Raw genomic sequence first — 14,507 nt, forward strand, 5'->3', positions numbered from 1 at the left:
GTTGGCTACGTTCGGAAGGGATAACCGCTGAAAGCATCTAAGCGGGAAGCCTGCTTCGAGATGAGGTCTCCCACAGGGTAGCCTGGTAAGGCCCCCGACTAGATGATCGGGTTGATAGGCCGGAGGTGGAAGTGCGGTGACGCATGGAGCTGACCGGTACTAATAGGCCGAGGGCTTGTCTTCGAAGGTGCTACGCGTCCACTGTGCGGTTCTCGGGTGTACGGCCGGTTCGGCTGGTATATCTGGATAGTGTTTCGGTGGTTTTGGCGAAGGGGAAACGCCCGGTCTCATTCCGAACCCGGAAGCTAAGCTCTTCAGCGCCGATGGTACTGCATGGGGGACTGTGTGGGAGAGTAGGACGCCGCCGGACGTATACGAGTGTGGGGCTGTCTCCCTAGGGAGACAGCCCCACACCCTTTGTCACGCCCTTTTTCGGCATGGTCACCGGGTGGACCCGGTCATCACCGGTCCGGACGTCGTATCGTTGAGGGTTGTGGCATCACCGCACCATCGTGGACCCGGGTGAACGTCGTGGACCCGGGTGAACCCGGACCGACGTACCTACGCAACATCCGAAGCACAGCCGACGATCTCGGGCGCCGTGGTGTCCGCGTCGGAAGCCCGGCGGCCTGAGGGCGCCTCCGGATCACGAGGGACCCGCAGCCGCAACCGCGGTACCTGCGGGATGAAAGGGAAGTTGCCGGTCATGCCCAGGGAAGACAGATCCAGTCAGCGAGGCGGGACGACGCCGTTCACGTCCCCACACCCGCAGCGGCGTGATCGGGACGCTTCAGGTGATCGTGGCACGCCGGCAGAGGGACGTCGCGCCGGGCGCCCGGTGCGTGGCGATGCCCCGGGCGTAAGGCGGGGCGGCGGATCCGAGACCGGCGCGTCGCGCGGACAGGGGGGTCCCTCTCAGGGCGCGCGCCAGGGTGCGCGCGGCGGCGGGCAGGGCGGTGCGCGGGGAGGAACGCGGGGCGGGGCGGGCCAGTTCCGCCGCGGCCCGGAGGGCCAGGGCCGGCCGGACCGCTCCAGGGGTTCGGACTCCAACACCCGGTACGGCAACGCCCGGTACGGCGCATCGCCGCGTGCGGGCGATGCGGGATCCGCCACTTCCTCTTCCTCCTCGGCCGCCTCGTTCGTCGACCGCCGCCCGGGTGGGGCTCGGCGTCCGGAGGGGACGGGGACCGGCGGTGGGCGTGCTCCGGCGGCTGGCGGTGAGCGCTTTTCCCGAGCCGACGGCCCGCGCGGTGACCGGGGCGCGAGCGGAGCCTCCGCCCGCAACCGGGTCGCCGCCGAGGCGGCTTGGCGCGAGCGTCGGGGTCGGCCGGGAGCGGAGGAGACCGGCCGGTCCGGAAGGCCGAGTAGCCGTCCCGACCACGGCAGACCGGGGCGCGACTCCTCGGTATCCCATCGGCCCGGGCAGGCCCGGGCCGGCAGCGACGGCCCGCGGCCCCGGCACGACGGCCCTGAACGGCCGACTCACGGCAGAGTCTGGCGTTCCGATGGCGACCGTCCCGCGGGTACGCGCTCGGCCGGCCCGCGGCCCGGCGGCGATCGAGGCCGGGAGTCCCGGGGGCCCCGGGACACCAGCGGTGGAGGGGACCGCCGCGACGGCGCCGCTCGCGCCGAGCGCCGTGGCCGGCCGTTCACCGAGGCTTCCAGGCCCGGGGGCGGCGGCCCCCGCGGCGGCCCCCGCGGCGGCCGTCCGACCGGGCCTGGCCGGACTGACAGAACCGACCGGGCTGGCCGGACTGATCAGACTGAGCAGGGCAGCCGGCGGGCCCGGGTGCCGGCTCCGCCACTTCCCGACGAGGCCCGCGCGGACCTGCTGGACCACGACGTGCGCCGGTCCCTTCGGGGGCTGCCATCGTCGCTCGCCGACACGATCGCCCGCCATCTCGTCGCGACCGCCCTGCTGCTCGACGACGATCCCGCCCGCGCGCTCGCCCACGCCCGCGCCGCCGCCGATCGGGTGCCGCGCCTGCCCGCGGTGCGCGAGGCGGTCGGTATCGCGGCCTACCATGCGGGGGAGTACGCGACGGCCCTGGTGGAACTTCGGGCCGCTCGTCGGATGGACGGTTCCGCGCACAACCTGCCGCTGATGGCGGACAGCGAACGGGGACTGGGCCGGCCGGAGCGTACCGTCGCCTACCTGCGGGATCCGCAGATCGACCAGCTTGATCCGGCCGCTCGGGCGGAGATGCTCATCGTCGTCTCCGGGGCCCGCCGGGACCTCGGTCAGCCGGAGGCCGCCGTCGTGTTGCTGCGGGATCTGGCCACGGCCAAGACGCCGCCCGCGCCGTGGACCGCCCGCCTCTGGTACGCCTATGCCGAGGCGCTGCTTGCCGCCGGTCGTCCAGAGGAGGCCGCACGCTGGTTCACCTCCACGGCTGCGATCGACGAGGGAGAGACCGACGCCGACGCCCGTGCGTATCTGATCATGACTGGTCGGCCTCTCCCCGAGGAGGACGAGGAGGCTGCCCAGGACGGCGCGGATCTCCTGCTCTCGGATCGGGCCGATCCCGACGCGGACGCCGGGACCGAGGCGAACGTCGATCAGGACATCACCGGCCATGATCTTACTGATCATGGCACCGGCACCGGCACCGAGGCTGCTCCCGAGGCCGAGGCGACGGAGACCGGGAGGTAGGACCGTTCGGCCGAGGACCACTCCRCCCGGTATCCGTGGGTCCGCGGGGAGACGGACCGTGTGTACGCCGGTCCTACGTACGCCGGTCAGTCGTCGAGTGGACGCAGCACGAGTCCGGTGCGCGGCTTCGGGGTGAACAACGTCGACTTGCGCGGCATCCGCTCGCCGGCCTCGGCGACGGCCGTCACACCGGCGATCGGGGTGGGGTTGAGCAGCAGCGCGGTACCTCCCGCCGCAGCCGCCGCGGCGATCGCGGCCGGCGCGTCGTGGTGGTAGTCGACCACGCCCACCGTGTCCGTCAACCCCCAGACGTCCACGATCAACGCAAGATGAGCGACGGTGACGTCGAGTCCACGGAAGGCCGCCGACCGTTCGGGGGGCAGACTACGGGTGAGCAGGTCGGCGTCGGGCTCGGTGAGCAGGTAGGCCGCGGTGCCGTTGGTGACCACGAACGCGTGCCCGCCCTGCCCGGCCTTGGCCAGTTCCTCCACCAGCGCGTCCGGGTCCGCGCCTGCCGGCCCCACGCCACCGGCATCCCCGGCGGCGGTACCACCCTCGCCGGGCCCGGCGAGCTGACGCACGGTGAACACCTCGGCGGCCCGCCGCACCGCCTCGGTGAGCCCGAGACCACGCACTACCCGGTGGATGGCGTGCACCTGGGGCCCCGAGACGGTCGCGTCGACGAGGAAGGCCAGACCGAAGTCCCAGGGGCCCGAACCATCCCCGGCGGCGTGCCGTTCCGCCTGGTACTGGCGGTAGGTGGCGTACCGATGGTGGCCGTCCGCGATCACCGCGCGCCGGGGCAACAGGTCCGCGGCGATGGCGGTGAGGACCGCCGGATCGTCGATGGCCCAGAGCCGGTGCGTCACCCCGTCGTCCGTGGACGTCTCCACCAGCGGCGTCGTGGCGATCACCATCGAGACCACCCGGCTGGTCTCGCCGCCGCCGGCGTAGAGCAGGAAGATCGGTTCCAGGTTCGCGCGGGTCGCGCGGGTCAGCGCCAACCGGTCTGAGACCGGGCCCGCCATGGTGTTCTCGTGCGKGAGGATGATCCCCGCATCCGGATCGGTCAGCGCGACCGCCCCGATCAGCCCGCGCTGGGCGTGGCCGGCCCGCTCCTCCTCGTAGACGTAGACGGAGGCCTTCTCGTCGCGACGCAGCACTCCGCTGTCCAGCCATGCCCGCAGCGTGCGGGCGGCCCCGTCGTAGTCCTCCCCGGGGAGGATGAGCCGGACCACGTTGCGCTCGTCGCGCGCTTGGAGCTCCGCCCGTTCGGCGTCGTCGATGACGTCGTAGGGCGGGGAGGTCAGCGGGGCGAGGTCCGGCCCGGAGGACGGAAATCGTGCGGCCCGGAACGGGGCGAGYACGAGACCCGCCGGAGCGGGAACGGGACGATCGGCGTCAACCATGAGCCGCATCGTAGGGCCCCGAGAGTGCGGACCCGGTGTGACCCGGGAGTGCCCTCGCTGCTGACCGCCCGTGTTCCGGCCGGCCCGACCGGGCGAGAGGAACATTTCACCACCTTCCCGTAGTGCGAGCGTGCCATCGGAGCGGCGGGACGGTGGACAGCGCACACCTGATCGTTATGGGGATCTCGAGGTACGTTGGGCGGCTTTGCGGCGACACTGGAGCTGCGGACCTCGAGGATGTGCCTGGCGCTTGGCGCCCGCGGTGGCGAAGCCGGACGGAGTGATTCCGGATCTGGCGGTGTTCCTCGGGTGAGAGGCGGTGATGCGCATCGAGGGCGCCACGGTGCGGCGGAGTCYGGCGCGTGGCCTGGCGCGAGGCCCGGCGCGAGGTCCGGCGCGTGGCCTGGCGCGAGGTCCGTGCCCGGTGCTCAGGATTGGTGTGGCGAGGAGACAGATGATCGTCCGTGTCGTGGAGGTGAAGATGTCCGAGGAGACCGGCCCTCCGGGGGATGTACCGGACGAGACGCCCGGTGGGCTGCCCGCCCGCAGACGACGTGATAGATCCAGCTCGGTGCCGTCCGATGTGACGTCCTGGGTGGATGACAGTGCGGACCGGTCCCGGCCGGGACCGGCGGGTGAGGTCTACGACTGGTACACCCGGGGGATGGCGCTGCTCGGCCACGGGGACGCCAATGCCGCGGTGCAGCTGCTGGCCCACGCCGTCGCGGCCGAACCCGCCTCACCGAGCGTGCGGGAGGCGCTGGCCCGGGCACAGTTCACCGCCGGTCAGTACGGCGCGGCCCGGGAGACTTTCGCCTGGATCGTGGACCGRCATCCCACCGACGACTACGCCCAGTTCGGCCTCGGGCTGTCCGCCCGCAAGATCGGTGATCTCCGGGCGGCCGTGGAGCATCTGGCGCTGGCCGTGGCGATGCGTCCCGACATCCGACACTACGGTGTCGCGCTGCGTGGCGCCCGCGCGGCGTTGGCTCGAGCATGACCCGGCCGGCCGCCGTGCCCGCGCCGGCGCACGAGACCACGTCAACCAGCCCTTCGTCAGTCAGCCCTTCCGCGGTCTCCTCCGCTTCGTCGTCCTGCGGCTTGTCCGGTTCCTCTGTGTCCTCTGTGTCCTCTGGTTTCTCCGTGTCTTCCGGCGGCTTCCCCGGGCCGTTGCGCGGGACGGACCGGCCGCTGGCCGACCTGTTCGACGTCGCCCTGATGGATCTCGACGGTGTCGTCAACCGTGGGGCCGCCGCCGTGCCACACGCGGCCGGCACCATCGCAGCCGCGGGCCGCCGGGGGATGCGCACGGTGTACGTCACGAACAACGCACTGCGCCCGCCGGCCGAGGTCGCCGCCCGCCTGCGCGGCTTCGGCGTGCCGGCGCAAACCGAGGACGTCGTCACCTCGGCGCAGGCAGCGGCGCACGTCCTGGCCGAACGGCTGGGCACCGGATCCCGGGTGCTCATTACCGGAGGGCGGGGACTTCGACAGGCGGTGATGGAGGAGGGCCTGGTCCCGGTGGACTCGGCCGAGGACGATCCGGCGGCGGTGGTCCAGGGGTTCGACCCGGATCTCACCTATGCCCGCCTCGCCGAGGCGGCCTATGCCATCCGGGCCGGAGCACTGTGGATCGCCAGCAACGCCGATCGCACCGTGCCAACCGAGCGGGGCGTCGCGCCTGGTAACGGATCCGTCATCGCCTTCCTGCGGGCCGCTACGGACCGCGAGCCGGTGGTGACCGGCAAGCCCGAGTCGGCGATGCACCGCGAGTCGATGCGGCGCAGCGGAGCCCGGACACCCCTCATCGTCGGTGACCGGCTCGACACCGACATCGAGGCCGGTCACCGGACGTCGACGCCGACCCTGCTCGTCTTCACCGGGGTGAYGACCCCCGGAGACCTGCTCGCAGCTCCCGCTCCGCACCGTCCCGACTTCCTCGCCGCGGACCTGCGCGGGCTGCTCCGGGCGGCGCCACCGGTGGAGGCCGTCCCGGAGCTGGGGAACCACGCCTATCGTTGCGGCGCCTGGAGCAGCCGGGTCGAGGAGGGGACGCTGCACTGGTCGGGTGAAAGCTACGGGCTGGGCGATGACGCGTCGGATGGCGATCGTTCAGGCGGCGGTCATTCCGGTGGGGATGCGTCAGACCGGGATATGTCGGGTGACGACACGTGGAACGGGGACGGCACCGACGGGCTGGACGGGCTGCGGGCCGCCTGCGCCACGGTCTGGTCCGCCCTGGACAGCGGCGTCGCCGTCCACGCGATCGCGGCGCGACGCCCACCGGGTTGCGAGGACCTGATGGCTCCGGCGCCCCGGGCACCGGAGCCCGTGGCGCTCGCCTGAGTCCCGGCGCCTTGGAGCATCGTCGGTGAACAGGCGCATCGTCACAGCAGCGAGCGGACCCGCAGCAGATCCCACACGCTCGCGTCCACCTTCAGCCGCCCACTGGCCCAGGCGGTCATCGCGGGAAGCCTTCCCTCGGCGACCGCCACCAGGTCGTCGCTCTCCAGCGTCAGGGTGATCTGGGCGTCGTCGCGGCTGCCTTCGCCAATGTGCCGCAGGCAGCCGTCGCGCAGCTCCCCGGAGAAGACAGCGCCGAGATCGGGGATACGACAGACGATGACGCGATCCGGGGCGCGCGGGGGACGGCCGTCGGCGGAGAGCCCATCCAGGCGGGCGGCGAGAGCATGGAGCGCGGCCTCGCACTGCGACCTGTCGGCCATCCCGGCCGGTCCTCCTCTCGGCCTGTTCGACCTGCGCCCCTCTCGGCCCGGCGTGCCGGGACACTAGCGTGAGAGTAGGTGTTCCGGTCGGCCTGTTCGACCTGCGCCCCTCTCGGCCCGGCGTGCCGGGACACTAGCGTGAGAGTAGGTGTTCCGGGCGGGACGACCCGCGTGGTGGGCGAGTTTACACCGGTTGCGAGCCGATCTCCGGTGGTCCTGACGGACCCGGGGTGAGGTCCCGGGCCGGCCGAGGGCGGATCCGGYCGGACGAGGAGTGGACAGGACATGAGATTCGTCGCATGACGCACGTCGCCAGGGTCCGTCGCGTCAGCGGCCGTGAGTGCGGGAGGCTGACAACGTGAACACCGAGAATCTGCCTGCCGAGGTTCGCGGCGCCCTCGGCCGGCTGGACATGCTCGACGTCCTACCGACGGCCGCGCATGTCGAGGTCTTCGAGGAGATAAACCGCCGGTTGGCCGGGGCACTGGCGGACCTGGACGGGAGCGCTGACCAGGTCAAGGGTGCTGACCAGGTCAAGGGCGTCGGGGGCGCGGCCGGGCCGGGCGTGCCCGTTCCGGCGCGTTGCGGGGCGCGTCCCACGGGAGGGCCGCGGCCCGGGCCGGGCATGATCCGGCCGGCGCGGTGAGTCGCTCCGGGGTCGCGATGTCCCGCCGGACACGTCTGGACAGCGAACTTGTCCGTCGTGGTCTCGCCCGGTCCCGGGAGCAGGCCGTTGCGGCGATCACCGCGGGTCGGGTGCTGGTCGGCGGCATTCCTGCCACGAAGGCTGCCACGGTGGTCGACGGATCCACCTCCATCGCGGTGACGAAGGGGGACGATCCCGGCTACGCCTCCCGCGGCGCGCACAAACTTCTGGGTGCCTTCGAGGCCTTCGGGGTCCCCGCACCGGGGCCGGAACCGGGGCCGGGTGCCGAAATCCCGCGTTCGACCGGCCCCACGCTGGTCGTGGCCGGTCGTCGGTGCCTGGACGTCGGTGCCTCCACCGGCGGCTTCACCGACGTGCTGCTGCGGTACGGGGCGGGGACCGTCGTGGCCGTGGACGTCGGCTACGGGCAGTTGCTGTGGCGGCTGCGCTGCGACCCCCGGGTCCGCGTGCTCGACCGTACCAACGCCCGGAACCTGACGCCCGCCGAGATCGGTGACCGCGTCGACCTGGTCGTCGGGGACCTGTCGTTCATCTCGCTGGCCCTGGTGCTGCCCGCGCTGCGCGCCTGCGCGGTCCCGGATGCCGATTTCGTGCTGCTGGTGAAGCCCCAGTTCGAGGTCGGCCGGGAGCGGCTCGGGCCCGGCGGGGTGGTGCGTGACACCGCATTGCACGCCGAGGCGGTCCACGACGTGGCGGCGTCCGCGGCCATGCTGGATCTCGGCGTGCGTGGCGTCACGGCGAGTCCGCTGCCCGGCCCGGCGGGCAACGTCGAGTACCTGCTGTGGCTGGCCGCCGGGGCCCCACCGCTCGACGCGGACGTCCTGGCCGGGGCGATCGCCGCCGGCCCCGCGGGACCGGGGCGCCGGGCATGACGCGGGAGATCCTCGTCGTCACCCATCCCCGCCGCTCGGTGGTCCGGGAGAGCGCCCATCGGGTCATCGAGGGCCTGGCCGCCGCCGGGGTGTCGCCGCGGGTGCTGCGGGACGAGGCGGAGATGCTCGACCTGACCGCCGCCAACAGCGTGCCGCACGACGCCGACGCGGCCGTCGGGGTGGAACTGGTGCTGGTCCTCGGCGGCGACGGCAGCCTGCTGCGCGGCGCGGAGCTGGCCCGCACCGCTGACGCCCCGCTGCTGGGCGTGAACCTCGGGCATGTCGGGTTCCTCGCCGAGGCCGAACCCGACGCGCTGGAATCCACCATCGAGCACGTCGTCCGCAAGGACTACACGGTCGAGGAACGCATGACGGTAGACGTCACGGTCCGGCGGCGTGGCGAGGTCACCTATACCGGCTGGGCGCTCAACGAGATGTCCCTGGAGAAGGCCGAGCGCGCTCGGATGCTGGAATGCGTGTTGGAGATTGACGGGCGTCCGCTGTCCCGGTGGGGCTGCGACGGGGTGATCTGTTCGACGCCCACCGGATCCACCGCCTACGCCYTCTCGGTCGGTGGTCCGGTGATGTGGCCGGGCGTYGAGGCCCTGCTGGTCGCCCCGATCAGCGCGCACGCGCTGTTCGCCCGGCCGCTCGTGCTGGCGCCGACCTCCGCGGTCGCCGTGGAGATCCTGCCGCCGGTGCCCGCGGTCCTCTACTGTGACGGCCGGCGGTCCGTCGAGGTGCCCCCCGAGTCGCGGGTCGAGGTGGTCCGCGGCCGCCGACCGGTGCGGCTCGCCGTGGTGCACCCGCTGCCGTTCACTGATCGTCTTGTTGCCAAGTTCGGCCTTCCGGTGGAAGGTTGGCGGGGACGCAACCAGCGTGCCTCCCCCGCGTAGCGGCTTCGCCGCGACGCGGGGACCCCTGGCCCTGGGCGCCGTTCGGGGTTTCCGTCAGCTCGCCTTCGGCGAGCTTCCTGGGGTGATTGTCGGGGGGCTTCGCCGCGACGCGGGGACAGCGATGTCGGATCTTCCGCCTCTGCGATATCGGCCTCCGTCCTGGTGACGCTAGAGTTCGGGGCGTGCTCGAGGAGATTCGCATCCGCGGCCTCGGGGTCATCGACGATGCCGCCCTCGACCTCGCTCCCGGCCTCACCGTGGTGAGTGGCGAGACCGGAGCCGGCAAGACCATGATTGTCCAGGGGCTGGGACTGCTCACCGGCGGGCGGGCGGATTACGGTCTGGTCCGGCCCGGGGTCGATCGCGCCTTTGTCGAGGGTCGGCTCGTCATCGGTGCCGAGTCGGCTGTCGCGGCCCGGGTCCGCGAAGTCGGCGGCGACCTCGACGAGGATCCGGGGGGCGCCGTCCTCGTCGTCGGTCGGACCCTGACCGCGGAGGGCCGGTCCCGGGCGCAGGTCGCGGGCCGCTCGGTTCCGGCGAGTGTCCTCGCCGAGATCGCCGAGGAGCTGATCGCCGTGCACGGCCAGTCCGAGGCGCAGCGCCTGCTCAAGCCGTCCACCCAGCGTGACGCGTTGGACCGGTTCGCCGGTTCCGCCGTCGCCGGGCCGTTGGCCCGCTACGGCGGTGTGTACCGGGAGCTGACCCGGGTCAGTCGGCAGCTCGCCGAGATCACCGACCGGGTGCGTGAACGCGAGCAGGAGGCGGAGCTGCTGCGCATCGGCCTGGACGAGGTGGAACGGATCGCCCCCAGCCCCGGTGAGGACGTCACCCTCGACGCCGAGCTGACCAAGCTGGAGCACGCGGAGACCCTGGTGCGGGCGGCGCGGACCGCGCACGCCGCGCTGATGAGCGATCCGGCCACCGGGTCGGACGAGCCCGGTGCGGTCGATCTGGTGGCCGCGGCCCAGCGGGTCATCGCCGGCGAGTCCGCCCTTGACGCCGAGCTCGCTGCCCTCGGCACGCGGCTCACGGAGGTGGGGATGCTGCTCACCGACGTCGCCGCGGACCTCGCCTCCTACGCGGAGGGCATCGATGCCGACCCGGTGCGCCTCGCCGACGCCCAGGCGCGCAAGGCCGCCCTCACCAGCCTGACCCGGGCGCACGGCACCGGCATTGACGGCGTGCTGGCCTGGGCGGACCAGGCCGGGCGCCGGTTGCTGGAACTCGACGGCGCCGGGGACAGCGTCGAGGCGCTCACCGCCCGGCGGGACAGCCTGACCGCCGAGCTGGCCCGGCTCGCCGAGGAGGTCAGCGAGGCCCGGACCAAGGCGGCGGCCCGGTTCGGTGCGGCGGTCGCCGCCGAGCTCGCCGGGCTCGCGATGCCCCGGGCCCGGGTGGAGGCCGCCGTGTCGCAGCGCGACGATCCAGCCGGTCTGCCGGTCGGCCTGCGGGTCGTCGCGTTCGGACCGTTCGGCGTCGACGACGTGGAGCTGCGGCTGATACCGCATCCCGGGGCGCCGCCGCGGCCGGTCCAGAAAGGCGCGTCGGGCGGTGAGCTGTCCCGGGTCATGCTCGCGATCGAGGTCGTCCTCGCCGCCGCCGACACCGGTTCGACCATGGTCTTCGACGAAGTGGACGCCGGGGTCGGCGGCCGGGCCGCGGTGGAGATCGGCCGGCGCCTCGCCCGCCTCGCCCGCACCCATCAGGTGATCTGTATCACTCATCTGCCGCAGGTCGCCGCCTTCGCGGACCGTCATCTGGTGGTCCACAAGGCCGACGACGGATCGGTCACCCGTAGCGGGATCGTCACGCTCGACGACGCCGGCCGGGTGCGGGAGCTCTCCCGGATGCTCGCCGGCCAGGAGGAGAGCCCGCTGGCCCGTGGGCACGCCGAGGAGCTGCTCGCCGCCGCGGAGGCCGACAAGGCGCTGCCGTAGTGCCACCGCGGTCGGGAGGTCGGACATCCTGCGGTGGTCCAGGCAGTCACCGAAGGTGATAACCGAGGGCCATGACTCACCCTTATGGCAGAGTCCCCGCATTGCGCTGGAGGCGTCGCGCGGGGGAGCTGTTACCGTGAAGTCCCGTGGAGGCGCCGGGGCCGGACCGGCGGCGTAACCACGGGAGCTTCGGGTGGGTCAGGCGCATATCACCAAACACATCTTCGTCACCGGCGGGGTTGCGTCCAGTCTCGGCAAGGGACTGACCGCGTCGAGCCTTGGTCGACTACTCAAGGCTCGTGGACTTCGTGTCACGATGCAGAAGCTCGACCCCTACCTCAACGTGGACCCGGGAACGATGAACCCGTTTCAGCACGGTGAGGTGTTCGTGACCGACGACGGGGCCGAGACCGACCTCGACATCGGCCACTACGAGCGGTTCCTCGACGTCAGCCTCGACGGCAGCGCCAACRTGACGACGGGTCAGGTCTACTCGGCCGTCATCGCCAGGGAACGCCGCGGCGGCTATCTGGGCCAGACCGTCCAGGTCGTCCCGCACATCACCGACGAAATCAAGGACCGGATCCGGCGGCTGGCCGATGACTCCGTCGACGTGGTGATCACTGAGGTCGGCGGGACCGTCGGGGACATCGAATCGCTGCCCTACCTGGAGGCGATCCGTCAGGTACGCCACGAGGTCGGTCGGGACAACGCCCTGACGGTGCACGTGAGCCTGGTCCCCTACCTCGCCCCCTCCGGAGAGTTGAAGACCAAGCCGACCCAGCATTCGGTCGCGGCGTTGCGCAGCATCGGCCTGCAGCCCGACGCCGTGGTCTGCCGGTCCGACCGGCCGCTGCCCGATTCGCTCAAGAAGAAGATCGCGATGATGTGCGACGTCGATGACGAGGCCGTCGTCGGGGCGCCGGACGCGAGTTCCATCTACGACATCCCCCGGGTGCTRCACCGCGAGGGCCTCGACGCCTACGTGGTGCGTCGGCTCGGGCTGTCCTTCCGCGACGTCGACTGGACGGAGTGGGACACGTTGCTGCGGCGGGTGCACCACCCGGCCAACACGGCGACGATCGCGATCGTCGGCAAGTACGTGGATCTCCCCGACGCCTACCTCTCGGTGACCGAGGCCCTGCGCGCCGGCGCCTTCRCCACCGACACCCGGGTGGACCTGCGGTGGGTCACCTCGGACGAGTGCTCTTCCCCGGATGCGACGGCCACCCTGCTCGACGGGATCGACGGGGTCATCGTTCCCGGTGGTTTCGGGGTGCGGGGCATCGAGGGCAAGCTCACCGCGCTGCGGCACGCCCGCGAGAACGGCATTCCGACCCTCGGTATCTGCCTCGGCCTGCAGTGCATGGTCATCGAGGCGGCCCGCAGTCTCGCCGGCCTGGAGGCGGCGAACTCCACCGAGTTCGTCCCCGAGACCCCCCACCCGGTGATCTCCACGATGGCCGACCAGCACGAGGTGGTGGCCGGCACCCGGGACATGGGCGGCACGATGAGACTGGGCCTGTACTCGTGCGTGCTGGCGCCCGGCACGCTCGCCCAGCGTGAATACGGCGCCGCCGAGGTCGCCGAGCGCCACCGGCACCGGTACGAGGTGAACAACGACTATCGGCACCGGCTGGCCGCCGCCGGGCTGGTCTTCTCCGGGACGTCACCGGACGGCCGCCTGGTCGAGGTGGTCGAACTGCCCGCCGATGTGCATCCGTACTACGTCGGCACCCAGGCACATCCGGAGTTCCGGTCCCGGCCGACCCGGGCCCATCCGTTGTTCCGGGGTCTCGTCGCCGCGGCGGTCGCGCATGCGGACCGCCGCCGCGGGATGCTGCCGGTGGACCTGCCGAGCGAGGACGCCCCCACCCCGGAGAACGGCGTCCCGGAGAACGGCGCCGCGCAGACCCGCGGCGTCACGGCTGGTCGATCCGGCGGGAGTATCCGCCGGGGCGCGAGCGCGTCCCGGCCGAGCGTCAGCTCCAACGGCACCGCCGCGCTGGTGTCCCCGTGACGGCGACCCCGCACCGGTACGAGGTCACCGAGAGCACCCTGGCCTACCAGGGGAGGGTCATCTCCGTCCGCCGCGATCAGGTGCGGATGCCGGATGGCGACATCTCGCAGCGTGATGTGGTGGTGCATCCCGGCGCCGTGGGGGTGGTCGCCCTCGACGAGGCCGATCGGGTGGTGATGGTCCATCAGTACCGTCATCCCGTCGGTGGTCCGCTGTGGGAGCTGCCCGCCGGCATTCTCGACGTGCCGGGCGAGCCGGCGTCCTCGGCCGCCGCGCGGGAGCTGGCCGAGGAGGCCGGGCTGCGCGCCGACCGCTACGATCTGCTGGTTGACGTGTGGGCCTCGCCAGGGATGACCGACGAGGCCTACCGCCTCTTCCTGGCCCGCGGGCTGCACGAGATCCCGGCCGCCGAGCGGTACGTGCCGGTGCACGAGGAGGCCGAGATGGGTCTCGCCCGCATCGACTTCACCGACGCCGTCGAACGGGTCCTGCGCGGTGAGATCACCAACGCGATGGCGGTCATCGGGCTGCTGGCCACGGCCCGGGCACGCGCCGAGAACTACGCCGGTCTGCGCCCACCCGACGCACCCTGGCCCGCTCGTCCCGCCCACCGCGGCTGAGCCACCGCCGCGCCGCGGCCCCCGTTTCTCCGCCGCGCCGCGGCCCCCGTTTCTCCGCGGTGGCGTCGGTCCCGCGGTGGCGTCAGTCGTTGTGGACCAGCACGCCGGCGGCCTCGTCGACGACGAGGCCCGCCGCGGCGGCGAGGGTCACCGCGGCGATCGGGAACGCCTGCGCGACCCCGGGAACGGTGAACGTGCCATCCCAGGTCACCGCGAGGGTCACCTGGTACCGGCCCGGCCGGGCGTAGCCGTGCGCCACGTAGGCCTCGGGATGATCGCGCGGTGAGATCGCCGGGTCGTAGGGCCGGCCGGGAGCGTCCGGGCCGGTCTCGCCGTCGCCGAACTCCCAGTGATAGTGGGGAACGGCACTGATGGTCGCCACGACCGGCTGGTCGACGTTGAACGTGAACGAGTCGGGCACCGGGGTGTAGAGGATCGTGGCCAGGTTCGCGAAGCTGCGGCCGGACGGCGCAATGACGATGGACGGCTTCGGCAGGAGTCTCTCGCGCAGGTAGTTGGCGAGCGCGGCCTGCACCTGGGCGATCGGCACCGCGCCGGCGGGCAGCAGGTAGTTGAAGCAGCCCGCCACCGCCTGGTCGTACTGGGCCCGCGCCTGCGCGTCCATCGCCGGATCCGGCCCGACCGCGGTCAGCAGGTCACAGACGGCCGCCGGGTCGTCCGGACAGTCCTGGCCGCAGGCCGCGCTC

11 protein-coding genes, 2 rRNA genes and 1 pseudogene are annotated in these 14,507 nt (G+C 72.5%); 11 read left to right on the plus strand and 3 right to left on the minus strand.

What is annotated here, in order from left to right:
* From KBI5_RS14995 to KBI5_RS15005, 3 genes are all read left to right on the plus strand, one after another.
* Positions 1 to 183, plus strand: a 23S ribosomal RNA gene (locus KBI5_RS14995); the annotation flags it as partial.
* Positions 184 to 253: 70 nt separating this feature from the next.
* Positions 254 to 370: ribosomal RNA gene (rrf, locus tag KBI5_RS15000) — 5S ribosomal RNA — on the plus strand.
* 1,419 nt (positions 371 to 1,789) lie between these two features.
* Complete coding sequence (locus KBI5_RS15005) at positions 1,790 to 2,653, plus strand: tetratricopeptide repeat protein (protein ID WP_023842160.1); 864 nt, start codon at positions 1,790 to 1,792, stop codon at positions 2,651 to 2,653.
* A gap of 86 nt (positions 2,654 to 2,739) precedes the next feature.
* On the opposite strand, the gene KBI5_RS15010 is transcribed toward KBI5_RS15005, so the two are convergent.
* Entirely contained in the window at positions 2,740 to 4,071 is a 1,332-nt protein-coding gene (locus KBI5_RS15010) for a DUF1015 domain-containing protein (protein WP_085015590.1), read from the minus strand.
* 472 nt (positions 4,072 to 4,543) lie between these two features.
* Between KBI5_RS15010 and KBI5_RS15015 the strand changes: the two genes are divergently transcribed.
* A complete protein-coding gene (locus KBI5_RS15015; protein WP_308726852.1) occupies positions 4,544 to 5,062 on the plus strand; it encodes a tetratricopeptide repeat protein in 519 nt (172 codons plus the stop codon).
* Positions 5,059 to 6,408, plus strand: a complete 1,350-nt coding sequence (locus KBI5_RS15020; protein WP_085015591.1) for an HAD-IIA family hydrolase — start codon at positions 5,059 to 5,061, stop codon at positions 6,406 to 6,408. Before KBI5_RS15015 ends, KBI5_RS15020 begins: the two co-directional genes overlap by 4 nt.
* A 41-nt stretch (positions 6,409 to 6,449) precedes the next feature.
* On the opposite strand, the gene KBI5_RS15025 is transcribed toward KBI5_RS15020, so the two are convergent.
* Positions 6,450 to 6,788 (minus strand): alkyl sulfatase C-terminal domain-containing protein, encoded by a 339-nt coding sequence (locus KBI5_RS15025; RefSeq protein ID WP_011437547.1) that lies wholly within the window; start codon positions 6,786 to 6,788, stop codon positions 6,450 to 6,452.
* Positions 6,789 to 7,146: 358 nt separating this feature from the next.
* On the opposite strand from KBI5_RS15025, the gene KBI5_RS15030 reads away from it, so the two are divergent.
* From KBI5_RS15030 to KBI5_RS15055, 6 genes are all read left to right on the plus strand, one after another.
* A complete protein-coding gene (locus tag KBI5_RS15030) occupies positions 7,147 to 7,434 on the plus strand; it encodes a hypothetical protein (protein WP_011437546.1) in 288 nt (95 codons plus the stop codon).
* A 17-nt stretch (positions 7,435 to 7,451) separates the two neighbouring features.
* Positions 7,452 to 8,327 carry a TlyA family RNA methyltransferase gene (locus KBI5_RS15035; protein ID WP_011437545.1) on the plus strand — a complete coding sequence of 292 codons (876 nt, stop codon included), beginning with the start codon at positions 7,452 to 7,454 and terminating at the stop codon, positions 8,325 to 8,327.
* Positions 8,324 to 9,223, plus strand: coding sequence for an NAD kinase (locus KBI5_RS15040; protein WP_085015592.1), 900 nt, complete (start codon positions 8,324 to 8,326; stop codon positions 9,221 to 9,223). Before KBI5_RS15035 ends, KBI5_RS15040 begins: the two co-directional genes overlap by 4 nt.
* Before the next feature lie 182 nt (positions 9,224 to 9,405).
* Positions 9,406 to 11,160: a DNA repair protein RecN gene (gene recN / locus KBI5_RS15045; protein ID WP_011437543.1), complete on the plus strand. Its 1,755-nt coding sequence runs from the start codon at positions 9,406 to 9,408 to the stop codon at positions 11,158 to 11,160.
* 193 nt (positions 11,161 to 11,353) lie between these two features.
* Positions 11,354 to 13,180, plus strand: a complete 1,827-nt coding sequence (locus tag KBI5_RS15050) for a CTP synthase (RefSeq protein ID WP_085015593.1) — start codon at positions 11,354 to 11,356, stop codon at positions 13,178 to 13,180.
* Positions 13,177 to 13,800 carry an NUDIX hydrolase gene (locus KBI5_RS15055; RefSeq protein WP_011437541.1) on the plus strand — a complete coding sequence of 208 codons (624 nt, stop codon included), beginning with the start codon at positions 13,177 to 13,179 and terminating at the stop codon, positions 13,798 to 13,800. Before KBI5_RS15050 ends, KBI5_RS15055 begins: the two co-directional genes overlap by 4 nt.
* Before the next feature lie 82 nt (positions 13,801 to 13,882).
* Here the strand turns inward: KBI5_RS15055 and KBI5_RS15060 are convergent.
* A pseudogene (locus KBI5_RS15060) lies at positions 13,883 to 14,507 on the minus strand (PKD domain-containing protein); the annotation flags it as partial.

This window comes from Frankia sp. KB5, assembly GCF_002099325.1.
GTDB classification, from domain to species: Bacteria; Actinomycetota; Actinomycetes; order Frankiales; family Frankiaceae; genus Frankia; species Frankia casuarinae.